The sequence below is a fragment of the Pedobacter nototheniae genome, assembly GCF_004335085.1.
GTDB classification, from domain to species: domain Bacteria; phylum Bacteroidota; class Bacteroidia; order Sphingobacteriales; family Sphingobacteriaceae; genus Pedobacter; species Pedobacter nototheniae.
The window spans coordinates 108,489-127,755 of record NZ_RQRS01000008.1 but is presented as its reverse complement, the minus strand read 5'-3'; the positions used below and the strand labels follow the sequence as shown (position 1 = coordinate 127,755).

Here is a 19,267-nt window from a genome sequence, read left to right as displayed (position 1 = left end):
AAGGGATTTACTGGTTCTATCTTGTATAATTTGGTGCTTCTTTAGTAATTGTAATATCATGTGGATGACTTTCACGCATACCGGCAGCAGTAATTTGTACAAATTGTGCTTCTTGTAAAGCTTCAATATTAGCAGCCCCACAATAACCCATACTTGCACGTAAACCACCAACATATTGGTACATTACTTCTGCCAATGTACCTTTAAATGGCACACGACCTACAATACCTTCAGGAACTAATTTTTTAATATCATCTTCAACATCCTGGAAATAGCGATCTTTTGAACCTTGCTCCATCGCTTCAATCGAACCCATACCACGATAAGATTTAAATTTACGTCCTTCGTAAATGATTGTTTCACCTGGCGATTCTTCCACTCCGGCAAATAATGAACCAGCCATAACTGCACTTGCACCAGATGCAATTGCTTTTGCAATATCACCAGTGTGTTTAATACCACCATCGGCAATTACAGGTACACCAGTTCCTTTTAATGCTTTTGCACATTCGTAAACAGCATATAATTGAGGAACACCAACACCCGCAATAATTCTGGTTGTACAAATAGAACCTGGTCCAATACCAACTTTAACAGCATCTGCACCAGCATCTGCTAAAAATTTGGCTGCTGCTCCTGTTGCAATATTTCCAACAATCACCTGTAAATCAGGGTATTTTGCCTTAACTTCCTTTAATTTATCTACAACACCTTTTGAGTGCCCATGTGCGGTATCAATTGTAATTACATCCACTCCTGCATTTACCAAAGCATCAACACGTTGCAAAGTATCGGCAGTAACACCAACAGCAGCACCAACGCGTAAACGCCCACGCTCATCTTTACAAGCCGCAGGATAGTTTTTAACCTTAGATATATCCTTAAAAGTAATTAAGCCGCTTAAATAACCGTCTTTACTTACTACTGGAAGTTTCTCTATTTTATGATTTTGAAGAATTTCTTCTGCCTGTACCAATGTTGTACCTTCTGGTGCAATAATTAAATTTTCTTTAGTCATTACCTCAGCAATCGGCCTTTGCATATTCTTTTGGAAACGTAAATCGCGATTGGTAATAATGCCGACCAATTTATTATCACTGCTTACTACCGGAATACCACCAATTTTATGTTCTTTCATAATTTTGAAAGCATCAGCAACAACAGCAGTTTCTAATAAAGTAACCGGATCCTGAATCATTCCACTTTCCGAACGTTTAACTTTACGTACCTCCTCAGCTTGTCGCTCAATCGTCATGTTTTTGTGCAACATACCTAAACCACCATTTTGCGCAATGGCAATGGCAAGTTCTGCTTCTGTTACGGTATCCATTGCGGCAGAAACTAATGGAACGTTAAGTTTAATTTTTTTGGTTAAAAATGATGCTGTACTTACTTCACGAGGTAAAATCTCAGAATATGCGGGTACCAAAAGTACATCGTCATATGTTAAACCTGTGGCAATAAATTTTGTGGAATCGAGTTGCATGGCAAATAAATTAGGATTTATTATATGCCGGGCAAAGATAAGAAAGTTTTATCAAAATCAAAAGGCTGATCTATTTCTGCTCAGAAATTACATTTCAGATACATTAACATCTCTAATGTGCTTTATATATTTCGAAAACCTTTTAAACTAGAAATAGATTGCTTTAATTTGTGATACCAAACAATCAAAATTTAATGCAGAAAACAGCTCTCAAATTTCTGATTCTAATGCTATGCATTGGAGTTGGAACCATTAGTGCCCAAACCAAAGTAAAAAGAGAATTTAAATTCGGTAAAATATTACCTTCAGAATTTGATGTAAAAGCTACAGGAGTAGATTCTGCCGCCGCAGCAGTTAAATTATTCGATGTTGGCGATTGCTATTTCGAAATAAGTTCATCAACTCAAAGTTTTATTTATGTTTACGAAAGACATGTTCGTTACAAAATCCTAAAAAAGAGTGGATACGATCTTGGTAATTTTAGCATAGAATTATATAAAAGCAATAGTACAGCCAAAGAAGAACTAAATTTTATGGATGCCGCAACCTATAATATGGTTGATGGTAAAATGGTTGTAAGCAAGCTAAATAAAGATGCCAAATTTACTGAGGCGTTTGATAAAAATAATATTATCAAAAAATTTGCATTACCCAACATCAAAGAAGGTTCTATTATAGAGTTTAAATACAGAATTAAATCCGACTTTATTTTTACTTTAAGAGGATGGAGATTTCAAACTGGTGTACCTACCCTATGGTCTGAATATAATGTTAAAATTCCTGAATACTTAACTTATAAAAATAACTTAGGTGGTTATTTCAAAATAGATCATCCTATCCACGAAACCACAAATGCATCATACGTAACGGGGCTAAATTCTAATGCTTTATACGATAAATACTGTGCAGAAAATTTGCCTGCATTGAAAGATGAGCCCTATGTAACTACAATGGATGATTATACGCCAAAAATAGAATTTGAATTAAAGGCTTCTAATTTCCCTGGCGAGTTGTACAAAGATTATAATGGATCATGGAATAAAATTATTGCTGGGCTAGCTGATGAAGAAAACTTTGGCTCTTACATCAACAAAAATAGCTATGCAAAATCGGTTTTACCAGGCATATTAAAGGGCGAAAAAGATTCTTTAGCCATTACTAAACTTATTTTTAGTTACGTTAAAAATAACCTGAAGTGGAATAATAAGTATTCGAAATATTCATCAGAAAGTAACCCTAAAACTATCTTCGAAAAAAAGACGGGTTCATCTGCTGATATTAATCTCGCTCTACTAAGCTTATTGAAAGAAGCAAAAATTTTAGCTTACCCTGTATTAATTAGCACCAGAGAAAATGGAGAACATCCTGGTTATCCAGTAATTTCTGCTTTTAATAATGTTGTAGCTGTAACTCAAATTGGCGAAACTTTATATTATATGGATGCTACCGACCGCGATTTACCGTTGGGCATGCTAGATTATGAAAATTTAAGTCATCAAGGGTTTTACATTAATTTAACCGAAAAAAATGGACAATGGCTTTCTACAGAGCCAAGTATTAAAACTGAAAAAACATTTGCATATACCCTAACACTAAACAAAGAAAACAAATTAGTGGGGCAAATTAATCAGTATTCGATGGGTTATTCTGCTTTAAACCTTCGCGAGAAATATAGAAAAACTAATGAAGCAGAGTTTTTAAAAAACTTTAAGAAAAACAAAACTGGACTTGAAATTTCCAACTATAAAATTAGCGCTCTTAATGATTTGGATGAGTTGCTTACCGAATCAATGGATGTTGTAATTGAGGATAATGTGGAAGAAGCTGGCAATTTGGTTTACTTTACGCCACTTCTTTTCGAAAGAACTAAAGAAAATCTTTTCAAACTGGAAGAACGCAAGTTCCCTGTTGATTTTGCTTATCCTTTTAAAGAAACTTATAGAATATCCTTAAATTTCCCTGAGGAATATGAAATTGATAAACTGCCTAAAAGCGGCATCTATAAACTATCGGATGATAAAGGAACTTTCAGCATCAACTATGTTAGTGAAGGTAAAGCGCTGATGGTAAAAAGTGTAATCAACGTAAATAAATCTCTATACTCTCCAGAAGAATATTTTGATTTAAAAGAGCTTTTTAAAACAATTGTAGAAAAACAAGCAGAACAAATCGTATTTAAAAAGAAATCCTAATGAAGTACTATTTAAGTATAATTTTAATATTCTGCGCCATTGTTAACAGCTATGGACAAGGCATTTATGATGTTGCCAAACTTACTGAAGAGCTTAAAGCAAATGCTAATGTGGTGATTCGTAATGAAGAACAGTTTTTTGATGTTAAATCATTAGGTTCTGCCCATTACGATTATAAAGTGGCTGTTACCATTTTAAATAAAGCTGGTGATGGTTACAGTGAAATGGCGGAAGTGTATGATAAGTTTTCGACCATTTCTAACATAAAAGCTACCTTGTACGATGCTTCAGGAAAAAAGATTAAGGATTATAAATCATCTGATATAAGAGATCAAAGCTTGGTATCTGATTTTTCAATATTTGATGATAACAGGTTAAAAGGATTAAAATTTGTTAATCTAACCTATCCATATACCATTGAATATAGCTACAGTCAGGATTTTAAGGGTTTACTTTATTTTCCATCGTGGAGAGATTTAAAAGGATTTGCAGTTTCTGTTGAGAAATCTACTTATACTATTCAAAAAAATAAAGGTTATCAACTTAGATATTTAACCAGTCAAAATTTAAAGACCGATTCTGTTGTTGTAGGTGAAAAAATTCAGTACAAATGGAGTAGTTCAAATGTTGCAGCATTAGTACGAGAGCCTTTAAGTTTAGGCGTTGATAATGTTAGTGCATGGGTAAAAGCATCGCCAAATCAGTTTGAATATGATGGAACAACGGGTAATTTTAACAACTGGAAAAATTTTGGACTATGGTTGTATAATTTAAATGAAGGTGGAAACAAGTTGCCTGAAGCAACTAAAGCTCAGGTACAGAATTTAATAAAGGATGCAAAAACTCAAAAGGAAAAAATAGCTATTTTATATTCTTTTTTGCAGCAAAACACACGTTATGTTAGCGTTCAGCTAGGTGTTGGAGGTTTTAGACCAATTCTTGCAGAAAAAGTTGCGCAGGTAAATTATGGAGATTGCAAGGCTTTATCAAATTACATGAAAGCTTTGCTTAATGAGGCAGGAATTAAATCTAATTTGATTGTTATAGGAAATGATTTACCAAGTTTAAATCCATCTTATTCAAGCATTGGGCAAGCAAACCACATGATTTTATGTGTACCTATGGCTAAAGACACTACTTTTTTAGAGTGTACAAGTCAATATAAACCAATAGGCTTTATTGGCTATAGCAACGCAGATAGAAATGTTTTAATGGTTACCGATGCAGGTGGAGAAATTGTGCATACACCAGCTTATAATGCAAAGGATAATTACCAGCTAAGAAAAGCAAAAATAACACTAAGCGAAGATGGAGTGGCCAATATTGTAATTAAATCAACCTACGGAAATGCGCAGTTCGAAAACAATTTTTCAATGCTACTGAAAGAACCTTCGGAGCAACGCAAAAAAGTAATTGAAGATAACAACATTCCTGGTGCCGAATTGGTTAATTATAAATTTGAACAGGCTAATAAAAGCCTTCCAGTAATGACTGATGAATTAAATTTTAAAACGAGTCAATTACTTACAAATGGTGGCAATAAAGCATTTTTAACTTTAAACCAAACCAACAGACAAGAAAGTGTTCCGCTTAAAGTAGAAAATAGAAAAACCTATTTTGCTGTTCCTTTTAGTTATAATGATGAAGATGAAATTAATTATACCTTACCAAAAGGTTATACAGTTGAATTTATTCCTAAAGACATCAGCATCACTTCTGAATTTGGAACTTATACTGCAAAATTTATTACTAAAGAGAATACCATCACTTATATTCGTACTCAAGTTATAAACGATAAAAAATATCCGCCAGAAAAGTATAATGAATATGTAGATTTTTGCAAGAAAATTTATCAGGCCGATAAACAAAAAGCGGTACTTGCAAAAGCATTATAAATTATTAAACATTCAAAAGTATGATAACAGAAAACCAATATTTTGATGGAAATGTAAAATCACTGGGTTATGAAACTTCAGAGGGAAAATCCACTGTTGGTGTAATTAATGCAGGCGAATATGAATTTGGAACTGCACTTAAAGAAATTATGCACGTAATAGAAGGCACTTTGTCTGTTCTGCTACCAAAAAAAACCGAGTGGGAAATTATTCCTGCCGGAAGCTCTTTTGAGGTACCAGCAAATACTTCTTTTAAAGTAAAGGCTGCTGTACAAACGGCATACCTGTGTCAATATAGAAATTAAGAAAAATAACAACAATACCATTTTCCATGGTCAAAATTGTAAGGAACGAAACAATCTTAAGTGCTATTTATTAAAAGCTAATCGTAAGATTGTTTCGTACCTCGCAATGAATTGTGTTCTGTAATTATTTGCTTCGCTCCTTTAATGCAATTATTTCTGTAAACAGAAGTAAGAAATGAGGTAAATAGGCTTACCAAGCCATATTCAACCATTACCAAGCCATATTCAACCATTACCAAGCCATATGCGACAGTTACCAAGTCATTCGAGACTGTTACCAAGTCATATGCAACCGTTACCAAGTCATATGCAACCGTTACCAAGTCTCATGCGAGCATTACCAAGTCTCATGCGACCGTTACCAAGTCTCATGCGACCGTTACCAAGTCTCATGCGACCGTTACCAAGTCTCATGCGACCGTTACCAAGTCTCATGCGAGCATTACCAAGTCTCATGCGACCGTTACCAAGCCATATGCGAGCATTACCAAGCAATTCTGGTTATTTTTTCCCTACTATAACTTCTGTAAACGTTTCTGTTGTTAAATATTTATTCGCCATTGCTTTAATTTCTTCGGCTGTAATATTTTTTACGGTACGAATGTAATTATCGTAATAATCATAATCTAAGCCAGAAAAGTAGATATTTTTAAATTTATCAGCGTGAGAAAAAACATTTTCAAGGCTACCCAACATAGAGCCTAACATATAGTTTCTAACTAAATTTAACTCTTCTTCACCTACCAAATCATTTTTAAGAATATCAATTTCCTTATAAATTTCTGCAAGGGCATTGCTGCAAACATCAGCTCCAACTTCTGTTGAAATAAAGAAATAACCAGCATCTTTTAAAGAAGATATCCCTGAACCAATGCCATAAGTGTAACCTTTATCTTCGCGAATATTTGCCATTAAACGTGAACCAAAATAACCACCCAAAACGCAGTTCAAAATCTGTAATCCAGGAAAATCCTGATGCTTACGGTTTACCGCGAGGCCACCTATTCTAATAGCTGATTGAATGGCTTCTGGCTTTTCTTTATAAATAGATTGTTTTGAACCTGTAGTAAAATTGAAACTATTTATGGTAGAATTACTTTTCTCCCACTTATTGCCCATCACAGCGTTTAGTAGGCTATAGCTATTTTCTTCAAACTTACCAGATACCACAATTATACAGTTATTTGGTACGTAGGCGGCCTTAAAATAAGCTATAAGATCATCACGTTTTAAAGCATCATAGTGGTGGAGTTGAATATCTACCCCATAAGCAGTATCACCAAATAAGGCATGTGCAAATTCTTTTCTTACCAGAATATCGTTCTTCTGCAAATTAACCATTAGTTTTTGCTTCTGGTTTTGGATATAAAGATCTAATTCTGCCTGTGGAAACTCACTATTTGAAAGAATATCTTTAACTATTGGTAAAACCGATGCCAAATGTTTATTTAAAGTGTATAATGTTACTGAAGATTGATCTTGAGCATATTCCGTTTGAAAAAATGCACCATAAAAATCAATTTGCTCGGCAATTTCTTTAGCCGAAAACTTTTTAGTTCCATTATTAAGCAAGGTACTGGTAGCAATGGCCTGCAAAGGTTTATCCTGATTCCAGTTTACGTTATTAAAAATAAATTCAATACGTACTAAATCTTGCTCTCCCGAATAAATTGTGAAAACAGGGATACCATTATCCAGTTCTGCCTTTTTTGGATGTATAAAATTTATAGTGGAAACCTGTTTAAAATCAGGCGCCTGTTGTCTGTTAAGCATTTTCTTCTGTTAAGTAGTACAAAGTAGAGGATGAATTTTTATTGAAGGTTTCGTTAGATATTCTTTTGATATCATCAGCAGTAACTTTCAAAAATTGAGCGGTTTCCTGATTTAACAAGTCCGCATCACCAAGCAATTCGTAATAAGCCAAATTCATGGCTTTATCCAGCAAACTCATTTCAGAAAACACTAAAACAGATTCTACCTTATTTTTCACTTTAGTTAGCTCATCTTTAGAAACCAACTCTGCTTTAATCTTTTCTAGTTCTACCCAAATTGCCTTTTCAGCCGTTTCTATTGTTATGCCTTCAATTAATTTACCTTCAACAATAAACAATCCAGGATCCAAACTACTAGAAATATAAGCGTTTATATCACTAAAAAGCTGTTGCTCTTTCAGTAAGCTATTGTATAAACGAGAAGATTGACCACGAGACAGAATATCAGATAGTAGATCATAAGCGTAATAATCATCACTTAAACGACCAGGCATTTTAAAAGCGATGTATATAGCATTTAAAGGAACATTAGCTTTAACGGTTTCTTCACGAGCTTCTGTTTGCGGTTCTTCTTGAGGCAAGTTTCTAACGTATTTATCTCCTGCCGGGATAGGTTCAAACCATTTTTCAGCTAATTTTTTAACATCCTCTGTTTTTACATTTCCACCAACCACTAAAATTGCATTTTGCGGTGTATAATGTTTCTTAAAAAAGGCCTTAACATCGCCCATTGTAGCATCTTCAATATGAGAGAGCTCTTTTCCAATGGTTGCCCATTGGTATGCATGTTTTTTATAGGCAAGCGGACGCAGTTTTAACCAAACATCGCCATATGGCTGATTTAAATAACGTTGTTTAAACTCCTCACTCACTACATTTCTTTGCGTTTCTAAACTTTTTTCGGAAAAAGCTAAACTAAGCATACGATCGCTTTCCAACCAAAAAGCAGTTTCAATGTTTTCTGCAGGCAGCGTTATGTAGTAATTGGTAATATCATTGCTTGTAAAAGCATTATTTTCGCCTCCTACCCTTTGTAAAGGCTCATCGTAACTTGGAATATTTACCGAGCCACCAAACATTAAATGCTCAAATAGGTGTGCAAAACCAGTTTTATCAGCGTCCTCATCGCGAGCGCCAACATCATATAAAATATTTAAAACTGCCATAGGGGTGGTTGGGTCTTCATGTACCAAAACCTTTAAACCATTGGCTAGCGTAAAACGATTAAAATCTACCATTATCTATTTTTAGTGTGGTAAAGATAATTTAATAATTCATTTAGCAAAAAGCGTTTCAAAATTATGACGGCTTCTCCATATATTTTTTAAATTCTTTTAAATGGAAAGTTATTAAAACATGTTTTTGTCACTTAACCAATTCAATTTTTATTATTTTAGCAACAGATAATCATTAATCATGGGCGAGGAAACAGCAAAAAGTTCTTTTGGAATTTTAAATAGCTTAAAAAAACTAATATTCGAAGATAGTGCAGAAACAACTGATAACATGCAAGATAAGGGGCAAAACCCTGTTCAAGAAAATGCAAAAGCGCCCGAACCTGTAACTAACCAGCCACAGGTTAATCTAAAAGAAAATGTTACTGTAATAGGCGTTACCGATGTTAAGCAAATGAAAGTAAAAGTTTTGGGCATGCTAGAAAGAATGAACGAACCAGGACTTGATTTTTTTGAAGTTTGGAATGCTGCAGCAGAAATGGGAAGTATTGATGCTACAACTATAAAAGCTGCTTTTACATCATTAAAATATGTAGAGAAAGATTTAAATAAACAAAAGCTACTTACTACAGGTAGAAATTATGCTACCGAATTAAAGAAGGTTATAGACCAGGAAAGTAGCCAGAAACAACAGCAAAAGCAAACTATAGAAAATAATTTGGTTGATGAAAAAGATAGCTTGGTAAACGAAATTAAATCTATTGAACAAAACATTGCCGACCTTAAAGCTAAACTACAAGCAAAAGAACAAGATTTAAAAAGTATAAACGCCAAATACGATCCGCAACTGAAAGATATTGATCAAAAAATTGCATTAGGCAATGCAGCGGTTAATGAGGTAATTGCAGATATTGAAAAAGCATTAAACATTATTGAAACAAACATAAATTAAACGATTAAAAATTAACGACAAGTAATGGAAAACAAAAATCAGTATGTAAATATTCCAGCTGAAATTAAGAGTCAGCTGCCTATATTTCAGGTCTTGGGCGATCATCTTCCCAGTCAGGTACAAACTCCTGAAGGAAAAAAGGTAATTTCAAGTATCTTTTTTTGGGCGCTTATTTTAGGAGGTGCATTTGCATTTTTTAAATTTTTACCAATCATGCTGGTTTATGCAGCTAAAAGTATTCTATTAGTTATTTTTAGTATTATACTTATTGTTTTGCTTTTATTGGCGCCAAAAATTATTGCATTATTAAACCGTTTAGGTACAATTTTAATTTTTAAAGGCGAAAAAGCAATCATTAGAGGCAACCCTATCGAAACGCTTCAACTATTATCAAAAGATGCAAAAGACACTTTAAAAAGAGTAAAAGATAAAATTGCAAATGTTGATGGCGTTCGTATTGATATGGTTCAAAGCGGAGAAACAGCACAAAAAACTGCTGAAGAAAAATATACTTATGCCAAACGTTTCACCGTTGAGGCAGCAAGTTTAGATGAGAAAGCAAAACAGGAAACCACAAACAATAATATCGAAAAAGCCAACGATTTAAACAGAGATGCCAAAGAAACCCGTACGAAGGCATTTTTATTAGGTAAGGAAGGCGAAGCTGAAGAGCAAAATGCCCGCAGCTATGTACAATATGCCAATCAGTTTGCTAAGGTTTTAGAGGTTTTGAAAGATAATGAAAGTGCTGCTCGTATTTATGTAAGTACATTGGATAGCAGTATTTCCATCATTTCTAAAAAATTGGAAGCAACTCAAAAAATGAAAAATGCTACTGAAGGTCTTGCAGAAGTATTCAACATTAAAGATGGATGGGCTTTCCAGGAAGCTATGAATGCAGCCACGGGTGCCATTAGCCAAAACATAGCATCTATTCGTTCAAATCTTGATTTCTTAGATCAAAACAATAACATTACCGTTGGCGGTGCGCCATCACAAAGTGAATTAGAAGAGTTTATCAAAAAAGTAGACGATCGCAACCTTAAAATGCTTAATGTAAGCAGAATGGCTGATGCTTCTTATGAGCTTAAACCTGAAGAAAAAGTAGATAAAGGATTTTCATTATTAGACTAATCAATATTTAAATTAAACACTTACCACAATGGAAGAAAAATCAATCTGGGCAAGATTACGCTGGCCTATAAAGGCAATTATTATTGCAATACCAATTATTGGCTTAGGCTACTGGGCTTTTGAATCAGGAAAAATTGATGCTGTATCAAATGTTGGCGGAGGTAAAAAAGACAGCACTGAACAATCATCCTCATCCCCTGTTGCAGCCAAAAATGATGATAAAAGAAGTTTTAACTACATACCAGAAAAACCTGTAAATGGCGAATATAAAGGTGTTGTTGAAGTTGGTGCATCAGGCTTTAACTCTTTCGTAGTAAATATTGATAAAGAAAAACGTTGGGAAATTATTTCTAAAGATTTCGGTAAATCTTTTGTTTACGAAGGTATGGCTAGCACAGCTGATATTAGAACTGGCCTAAAAGATTATATAGGCGCCATGTTTGATAAAGGCGTTAAATCAAAAAATATTCACTTTGTAATTAGTTCAGGTGCACAAAAAGAACCTAAAACAGCAGCTATCGTTTCCGAATTAAAGAAAATGGGCTTTGTTGTTAACTTGGTTACAGCAGAGCAAGAAGGCAAATTGGCTTTAAAGTGCGTTTTACCTCCTTCATACTACGATAATTCTTTTGTTGTAGATATAGGTTCTGGTAATACAAAAGTTTCTTGGATGGATGGTGACATTAAATCTGCTGAAGCTCCAGGTGCAAAATATTACGAGAAAAACTTAAAAGACGATGCCGTTTATAATGTTGTAAAATCTATTTCTTCAAAAATTCCATCAGGAAAACGCGAAGTTTGCTTCATCATCGGTGGTGTGCCTTTTGAGCTTGCTAAACAGACTAGAACAGGAGAAGAAAGATTTACCGTTTTAAATAATCCAGATAAATACAATACCGATAAAATAAAGATTAAAAGTGGTGTAAATATCTATAAAGCTATAAAGGATGCAACCAACTGCGATACTTTTGTATTTGATTGGGATGCTAACTTTACCATTGGTTTCTTATTAGCTTTAAAATAAAATCAAAAATATAAAGTTAAAGAGCGACTGTTTAATTACAGCCGCTCTTTTTTATGTTAAAAATTTACTTTTCTGCCATAATAACTAAGCATTGTTGTATAAACAATTTAGTATTTTTGCAATATGAATACAGCCGATTTACTGCAACGGGCATTACATTTTGAGTTTTTAAGTCTTGAAGAAGGTGTGCATCTATACCATAATGCCGATACTGCATCGCTTATGTTTGTAGCTAACGAACTTAGAAAAATTCAAGTACCGAGTGGTAAAGTAACCTGGCAAATTGATAGAAATGTAAACACCACAAATGTTTGTATTGCCAACTGTAAATTCTGTAATTTCTTTCGCAGACCTGGTCACGATGAGAGTTATATTACTGATATTGAAACTTATAAAGTAAAGATTGAAGAAACTTTCCGTTTAGGCGGCGATCAACTTTTACTACAAGGAGGCCACCACCCCGATTTAGGATTGGCTTTTTACGCTGATCTTTTCAAAAAACTTAAAGAATTATATCCTGATTTAAAATTACACGCCTTAGGCCCACCAGAAATTGCACACGTTGCAAAACTAGAAGGATTAAGCCATACAGAGGTTTTAAAAGCATTAAAAGAAGCTGGAATGGATTCTTTACCCGGTGCTGGCGCAGAAATTTTAAATGATCGTGTTCGTCGTTTAATTTCCAAAGGTAAATGTGGCGGGCAAGAATGGCTTGATGTTATGAGAGCTGCCCACCAATTAGATATTACCACATCAGCAACGATGATGTTTGGCCACGTAGAAACCATTGAAGAGCGTTTTGAGCACTTAGTTTGGATTAGGCAAGTACAAAGTGAAAAGCCAGCTGATGCAAACGGATTTTTAGCCTTTATTCCATGGCCTTTTCAGGATGACGGCACTTTATTAAAAAGATTAAGAGGTATAAGCAATAACGTTACGGCCGATGAATATATCCGTATGATTGCTTTAAGCCGTATCATGTTGCCAAACGTAAAAAATATCCAAGCCAGTTGGTTAACGGTTGGAAAAGCAACTGCACAATTATGTTTACACGCAGGTGCCAACGATTTTGGTTCAATTATGATTGAAGAAAATGTAGTTTCTGCCGCAGGTGCACCTCACCGTTTTACAGCTAACGGTATTCAACAATCTATTAAGCAAGCTGGTTTTGAGCCCCAATTACGCGGACAAAAATATAATTATAGAGATTTGCCTGAGCATTTAGAAGAACAGGTAATTACATACTAAAAAAACAAAAAGGGTTCTATTTTAACAGAACCCTTTTTTATTACCTACTTCACTTCACAAAATTTTCTATTTAAAATCTCCGTTTTAAAAAATATAGAAGTTTAATAAACCCAAAATGATAACGATACTTTTGAAGGGCGATTATAAAATGTACAAACGAAAATAGTTTATAAAAAAAGGGAAACAGAACCTAAATTCTGCCTCCCTACCTTAAACAAACATTACTAAATCAATCGTAATTAACTACAATTACTATGTTAATTTCTTGCCAGCAACAATAAATAAGTTTGCGATCTTTTTAACATCAGAACCAGTCAAAAATTCATCGAAAGATTCTGCCGCTTGCGATTGCGTAACCGAAGTGCCGTTAATACCTGTAATTTGGATATTGGCTTGTACTGTATTTTGCTCTCCTGCATAAACCCCATCTGCTGCAGTTACGCCAGTATCATTTCCATTAGCGGTGTAAGCAATCCAAGGTTTTAATCCACTTGCGCCCGTAACGTTAGCAGCTACCATTTGGCGTAAGTGTGAAGCATGACGAGCCTCTACCGAATGAATTTGCAAAGCTGTAGTTAAAACAGGCATACCTTTTAAAATTGGTGCTTGTCCTTTATAAGCTCTAACCCCAGTATCTTCAAAAGCAGTTGCAACCTTTAAAAAAGTTTGGTAATTGGTATCAACATCAGCAAATGTACCACCCGCTTTAAAATCGAAATCTGCATACACATAAGCATCAGCTCCGGTAATATTTAAAGCACCCTTTAACAAATCAACGTGTGCACGCTCATGGTCGCGAATGGTTGTAATAGCCGTTCTTGGTGCACCAGCTGGAATATAAGTGGCATTGGCAAGCGTTAAAGCGTGGTTATAATAGTTCCACTCTAAATATTCTAAAGCCAAGGCGAAATTTAATACATCATTTACGCTACTAGGATTTGTTTGTCCGTATGCTTTTTGAAACATTGAGCCTAAAGCCAATGGTAAAGCAGCAAGCGTTATTTTTTTTCCCATGTTATAAAAATCCTTCATTGCGGATCTTCTTGGGCTTAATCTTTCGTAGATTTCACCATCTACTTTTTCAATTTCTTCAATTATATTTAAGATATTCATGTTTTCTGATTTTAGGAGGGTTATAAATTAATTAGGTTAATTTTGGTTTTCACATACTTACCAGCAATATTTAATACTTTATCAGGTGACAAAGCGCCGTCCAATCCTCCTGCCGGGTTAGATCCCAAAGCTGAAAGATCATTTAAATCAGCAAAACTACCGTTAGAAATTAAATCGCGGATATAGGCGGCATGACGAGCCTCCACCGAAACAATTTTACCCGCTAAAACCAAATATGCATCCGTTTTAATACGAACACCTGCCCCATTGTAAGCTGCAACACCCAAATCTTCAAAAGCTTTGGCAGCACCTAAAACACTTGTTCTATCAGAAAAAGTAATACTCGAAAAATCTACTTCTAAACTTCCAATTGCATTAGGTCCTAAAGCATTTTTAAATAATTCTCTGTGTGCAATCTCATGGAATTGAATATCCTGGAAGTAAGCTTTTTCTGCTGCACTAAATGTTGAAGGTGGGTTTGATGCTACCTGAATGTAAAATGCAGCCTCTAATTGCTCCAATGCATAAGCGTAATTTAAAACACCAACATCATCTTTAAAATCTAATGTGGCTCCCGTACCAGGTGCAATAGTAGTCATCCTATCTTTACGGCAACCAGCGGCAACTAATGCAATACCTGCAGCGCCAGCACCTGCAAACTGAAGAAATGATCTACGACCAAGTCTAGCTTTAAATAAACTTTCGTCTTGAAGTTCATTCTGTGTTTCTAGTTCATTGTTTTTCATAAGTCTTAATTGTTTTTAGCGGTTATGAATTTATAATGAGCAAACACTTTGTATTTCTGTAACTTGCTGCACGATAGTTTCATATACCATATGTTTAGAGTTTTTGATTTCGTTTGGTGATATATACGTGACATTTCTGCCGTCAGTTTTCTATAATTACATTTTTTTTTATAAATCGATTTTAATACATTCACAAACCTTGAATTATGACCGTATTAAAAGCCATTATTGTTGATGATGAGGAGTTTGCCCGATCATCACTTTTTTTCTTACTTCAACAAAATTGCCCTGATGTAGAAATTACTGGCATTGCTCGCTCTGTAGCCGAAGCAAAAGAAATTTTGGCGCATCATCCTATTAACTTAATTTTTTTGGATATTGCAATGCCAGGGGGTAATGGATTTGAATTGATTCCTGATGCGCAAAAACATAATGCTGCCGTTATTTTTACAACCGCATACGATCAATATGCGCTTAAAGCAATAAAAGCCAATGCATTGGATTACCTTTTAAAACCTATTGATATTGATGAGCTTAAGATTGCCGTTGATAAGGTTGCTCAACACTTAAAATTGTATCAGAATAACGATACAGACGAAAGAATTAGTAATCTTGCTTCCAGTTTAAATAGCAAATCAGAAATAAGAAAACTGACTTTACCTCACGGTCAAGGCTTTAAAATGATTGATATTGATGATATTATTTATATTGAAGCCGATAGTAATTATTCTGTTTTTCATTTAAATAATCACGATAAAATCGCGGTTTCAAAAGTGTTACGAGAGTTTGAAGAGTTACTTCCCTCCGATCAATTTGTGCGAATCCATAAATCAAGCATTATAAACTTAAATCACCTAAAAGAATATAATTCTAAAAATGGCTTGCAGGCTTTTTTAAAAAATGGTGATAGTATAAATGTTTCCCGAAGAAGGGCGAGCGATTTCTTTGAAAAAATTAAGCTCTTTACAAAATCCAATAACGATCATTAATCCAATAAAAATGGCTAGTATTTTACCGTTAAATATTAAAGTTAATACGGGATTCAAAATTGCCATACTCTTTTGCTGGATATTAATTTCTATTGTTTTTTATTCTTCAAAAACCTTTGCCCAAACCACTTACTTACCACATTATACTTCTAAAAATGGTTTAGCAAGCAACAATTGCTACTATATTTTACAAGATAAAAAAGGCTTTATATGGATTGCTACCGACGGTGGATTGAGCCGCTTTGACGGTACCAATTTTCAAAATTTTACTATTGAAGATGGCCTGCCTGATACTCAGATTCTTCAAATTAGGGAAGACAGAGAAGGTAGACTTTGGTTTTTAGCTTTAAATGGCCAATTGAGTTACTTTCAGGATGGTAAATTTTATAATAGAGATAACAATAAACTACTAAAAGAACTTAGCTTTAATACAGTTGTTGTTTCCTTTTTAGAAGATAAACTCGGTCGGATATGGCTGGGTACAAACTCCAATTTAATTGCCCTTTGGGACGGTAAATCCATAAAAAAATTTGTTTCACCCCATGCCAACAATCAGTTTACCAATACATTTATACACGAAGATGAAAAGGGAAATATTTTTTCCTACAGTGATTTAAATGTTCAAAAATTTGATGGCAAAAACTTTAATCTGATTAACTCCAGCGTTCAGCCACTTTCCTATATGAGTGCCTGCAATATGCCTGGGCAAACATTGGTTTATTTAGATCAGGGCGGTGTAAAGGAGCTTAAAAACGGAAATGTGCAATCCTTAATTAATGTACCCCAAAACTTGATTAAGAATGTATCCGGCTACTTTTACTACGATAGAATTGCTAAAGAGGTTTGGTTGGCCAATGCCAACGGCGTACTCGCAATGAACCAAAGTGGGAAAACAATTCAGTATTTACAGGATATTTCGGTTAACCAAGCTATAAAGGATAGCAACCAAAATATGTGGTTTGCTACTAATCAGGGCATTTATATGTTGCCTAATGCAAACGCTCGCTTATCTATTATTGATGCAGAATCTGGCCTCAGTAGCAACGTAATTAAAAGTATTACCAAAGATGCTAAAAATAGACTTTGGCTAGGTACCGATGATGCCGTTGTAGATGTTTTAAATATTAGCAATTATAACGTTCAGGAAATTGGATTAACTGATTTCAAAAAGTATCGGGTGGTTAAACAGATCACATACGATCCTAAAAATCAATCTATTTATTTCGCTTCTGATTACGGCATGGGTGTTTTTAAGAACATTTACAATACCTATGATGATGTAAGTTATTTAAAGGAAGTAAACAACTCCATGTTTGTGGTTAAACACTTTAGTTTAAGCGAAAAAGATAATCATTTGGCATTGGCACTATCTTCTGGTGTAGTATTTTTATCTGATAGAATTAAGAAACTTGAATTTAACTCCTTAAAATATAAAGAGAAGGAAGATTTTTTTAAAGATCGCTCCTATCACGCATTTTATGATAGAGAAGGTAATTTATGGTTTTCAAATATTAGCGGATTATCCCAGTTTTCTAACGGAAAGTTAATTAAACATTATGAAAAGAATCTACTGTTAACCAAGCGAATAAATGACATACAGCAGCTGGAGGATGGTAGCCTTATTTTGGCGACAGATGGTTACGGATTAATTTTTTATAAAAACAATAAAATAACACGTTTAATTACCCAAAATGATGGTTTAACTAGTAATGTATGTAAAAAGGTTTTCGTAAAAAACAACGAAATTTGGGTACTTACCAGCAAAGGAGTTAATAAAATAGCAAATTATCCAAACGAACCTACAGTACTTAATTTCGATTATGGAAAGGATTTATTAAGCGATGATATCAACAGTTTATATATTGATGATAGCACGGCTTACTTTGGTACAAACCGAGGTTTAATCTTGTTTAAATACAACAATAGCAGCATTAGCCGCAATTTGCCAAAGGTTTATGTAACTTCTATTATTAAAGATAAAGAGCGATTACCGCTGAATAAAACCAATTTCACTTTTGAAACCGGAAACAATACGATTCTTTTTACTTTCAGCGCCGTTGATTTTACAACGAGTGACATTACTTATCGCTACAGACTTAATGAAAATTCAAATTGGGTGGAGACTAGAATCAGGCGGCTTGATTTTTCTTCATTACAACCCGGCGATTACGTTTTTGAAGTAAGTGCAAAAAGCCAGAACAGCAACTGGGGTCCATCAGCAAAAATCGCCTTCAGCATTAAAAAACACTTTTGGCAAAGCCTTTGGTTTTTATCCCTTTTAATTCTCCTGGTGGGCTATATTTTTTACAAAATTGCCGTTTACATTACACGTAAGCAAAAAGATAAGGAACAAGAGCAATTGCGGTTAAAAAACAAAATTTTAATGCTCGAGCAGCAAGCATTACAAGCCATGATGAATCCGCATTTTGTATTTAATGTGATGAATTCCATTCAGCATTATATCAATACACAGAATACCGCGTCGGCTAACAAGGTTTTAACTGGATTTGCCCGCTTAATTAGAAAGAACCTGGAGATTTGTACAAAAAGCTATATTTCGTTAGAGGAAGAGCTAGAATACTTAAATTTATACCTAAAGTTGGAGAAAAATCGTTTTGGTGATAAATTGCAATACGCTTTTATTATTGATCCAGAAATTGAACTGGAAGAAACTTTTGTTCCCTCCATGCTTTTACAACCATATGTAGAAAATGCAATATGGCATGGTATTATGCCAAAGGAAACCGGAGGTAAAATTCATATTAAAATGCAGCTTGAAAACGAAACACATTTAAATATTGAAATTATTGATGATGGAATTGGAATAGATAACTCCTTAAAAAGTAAAAAAGAATCTCACATTAGTAAAGGAATGCAGCTAACTCAAGAAAGATTAAACCTTTTAGGTCAGATTGGAGCAAAACCTATACACTTAACTGTTAAGCAAAATGCAGTAAATGGTACAACCGTATTCATTTCTATACCGTTAAAATAGATTTTTTACCGTTTACTCAATTATTAATACCACTCACTAAATAGAAGCTTAAAGATTGAAGCTTTAGCCTTAAACTTGTCTTAGAAATAAACGATAGTGTTTATCAAAACGTTCTTATAGAATTGATATAGATATTTAACAACCTAACCTAAAACTATATCTTAATTCAGGTTTCATTTGTGTGTTGAAAGCGGTCTTGTTTTTAAAAAGCGAGACCGCTTTTTTTATGCCCAAAAATTAT

General features: G+C 34.2%; 15 protein-coding genes. 9 read left to right on the top strand and 6 right to left on the bottom strand.

Annotated features, from left to right (window positions below; translation table 11 throughout):
- Window positions 1-16 precede the first annotated feature (16 nt).
- Window positions 17-1,486, bottom strand: coding sequence for an IMP dehydrogenase (gene guaB / locus EHC72_RS09135; protein WP_131537378.1), 1,470 nt, complete (start codon window positions 1,484-1,486; stop codon window positions 17-19).
- Window positions 1,487-1,680: 194 nt separating this feature from the next.
- Here guaB and EHC72_RS09130 point away from each other — a divergent pair, with 194 nt between their 5' ends.
- Genes EHC72_RS09130 through ppnP form a run of 3 tightly spaced genes read left to right on the top strand, consistent with a single transcriptional unit; the run spans window position 1,681 to window position 5,878 of the window.
- On the top strand, window positions 1,681-3,678 hold the full coding sequence (locus tag EHC72_RS09130) for a DUF3858 domain-containing protein (RefSeq protein WP_131537377.1): 1,998 nt from the start codon (window positions 1,681-1,683) through the stop codon (window positions 3,676-3,678).
- Window positions 3,678-5,573, top strand: a complete 1,896-nt coding sequence (locus EHC72_RS09125; RefSeq protein ID WP_131537376.1) for a DUF3857 domain-containing protein — start codon at window positions 3,678-3,680, stop codon at window positions 5,571-5,573. Before EHC72_RS09130 ends, EHC72_RS09125 begins: the two co-directional genes overlap by 1 nt.
- A gap of 20 nt (window positions 5,574-5,593) precedes the next feature.
- Window positions 5,594-5,878, top strand: a complete 285-nt coding sequence (ppnP, locus tag EHC72_RS09120) for a pyrimidine/purine nucleoside phosphorylase (RefSeq protein WP_131537375.1) — start codon at window positions 5,594-5,596, stop codon at window positions 5,876-5,878.
- Window positions 5,879-5,955: 77 nt separating this feature from the next.
- On the opposite strand, the gene EHC72_RS09115 is transcribed toward ppnP, so the two are convergent.
- The 3 genes from EHC72_RS09115 to EHC72_RS09105 form a co-directional block, all read right to left on the bottom strand.
- Window positions 5,956-6,201 (bottom strand): hypothetical protein, encoded by a 246-nt coding sequence (locus EHC72_RS09115; protein ID WP_131537374.1) that lies wholly within the window; start codon window positions 6,199-6,201, stop codon window positions 5,956-5,958.
- Window positions 6,202-6,379: 178 nt separating this feature from the next.
- On the bottom strand, window positions 6,380-7,651 hold the full coding sequence (locus EHC72_RS09110) for a M16 family metallopeptidase (protein WP_131537373.1): 1,272 nt from the start codon (window positions 7,649-7,651) through the stop codon (window positions 6,380-6,382).
- Window positions 7,644-8,888 (bottom strand): M16 family metallopeptidase, encoded by a 1,245-nt coding sequence (locus tag EHC72_RS09105; RefSeq protein WP_131537372.1) that lies wholly within the window; start codon window positions 8,886-8,888, stop codon window positions 7,644-7,646. The genes EHC72_RS09110 and EHC72_RS09105 overlap by 8 nt, the downstream gene beginning before the upstream one ends.
- Window positions 8,889-9,066: 178 nt before the next feature.
- On the opposite strand from EHC72_RS09105, the gene EHC72_RS09100 reads away from it, so the two are divergent.
- The 4 genes from EHC72_RS09100 to EHC72_RS09085 all read left to right on the top strand — a co-directional run bounded on the left by EHC72_RS09100 (window position 9,067) and on the right by EHC72_RS09085 (window position 13,183).
- On the top strand, window positions 9,067-9,777 hold the full coding sequence (locus EHC72_RS09100; RefSeq protein ID WP_131537371.1) for a hypothetical protein: 711 nt from the start codon (window positions 9,067-9,069) through the stop codon (window positions 9,775-9,777).
- Between the two features lie 24 nt (window positions 9,778-9,801).
- A complete protein-coding gene (locus tag EHC72_RS09095; protein ID WP_131537370.1) occupies window positions 9,802-10,911 on the top strand; it encodes a hypothetical protein in 1,110 nt (369 codons plus the stop codon).
- 28 nt (window positions 10,912-10,939) lie between these two features.
- Window positions 10,940-11,935 (top strand): hypothetical protein, encoded by a 996-nt coding sequence (locus tag EHC72_RS09090; protein WP_131537369.1) that lies wholly within the window; start codon window positions 10,940-10,942, stop codon window positions 11,933-11,935.
- A gap of 123 nt (window positions 11,936-12,058) precedes the next feature.
- Entirely contained in the window at window positions 12,059-13,183 is a 1,125-nt protein-coding gene (locus EHC72_RS09085) for a CofH family radical SAM protein (RefSeq protein WP_131537368.1), read from the top strand.
- A 252-nt stretch (window positions 13,184-13,435) separates the two neighbouring features.
- Here the strand turns inward: EHC72_RS09085 and EHC72_RS09080 are convergent, their stop codons facing one another.
- Both EHC72_RS09080 and EHC72_RS09075 read right to left on the bottom strand, forming a co-directional pair.
- A complete protein-coding gene (locus EHC72_RS09080; RefSeq protein ID WP_131537367.1) occupies window positions 13,436-14,296 on the bottom strand; it encodes a ferritin-like domain-containing protein in 861 nt (286 codons plus the stop codon).
- A gap of 20 nt (window positions 14,297-14,316) precedes the next feature.
- A complete protein-coding gene (locus tag EHC72_RS09075) occupies window positions 14,317-15,042 on the bottom strand; it encodes a ferritin-like domain-containing protein (protein ID WP_131537366.1) in 726 nt (241 codons plus the stop codon).
- Between the two features lie 206 nt (window positions 15,043-15,248).
- On the opposite strand from EHC72_RS09075, the gene EHC72_RS09070 reads away from it, so the two are divergent.
- Both EHC72_RS09070 and EHC72_RS09065 read left to right on the top strand, forming a co-directional pair.
- A complete protein-coding gene (locus tag EHC72_RS09070) occupies window positions 15,249-16,031 on the top strand; it encodes a LytR/AlgR family response regulator transcription factor (RefSeq protein ID WP_131537365.1) in 783 nt (260 codons plus the stop codon).
- A 10-nt stretch (window positions 16,032-16,041) separates the two neighbouring features.
- Window positions 16,042-19,026 carry a ligand-binding sensor domain-containing protein gene (locus EHC72_RS09065; protein WP_131537364.1) on the top strand — a complete coding sequence of 995 codons (2,985 nt, stop codon included), beginning with the start codon at window positions 16,042-16,044 and terminating at the stop codon, window positions 19,024-19,026.
- The last annotated feature ends 241 nt before the right edge of the window (window positions 19,027-19,267 follow it).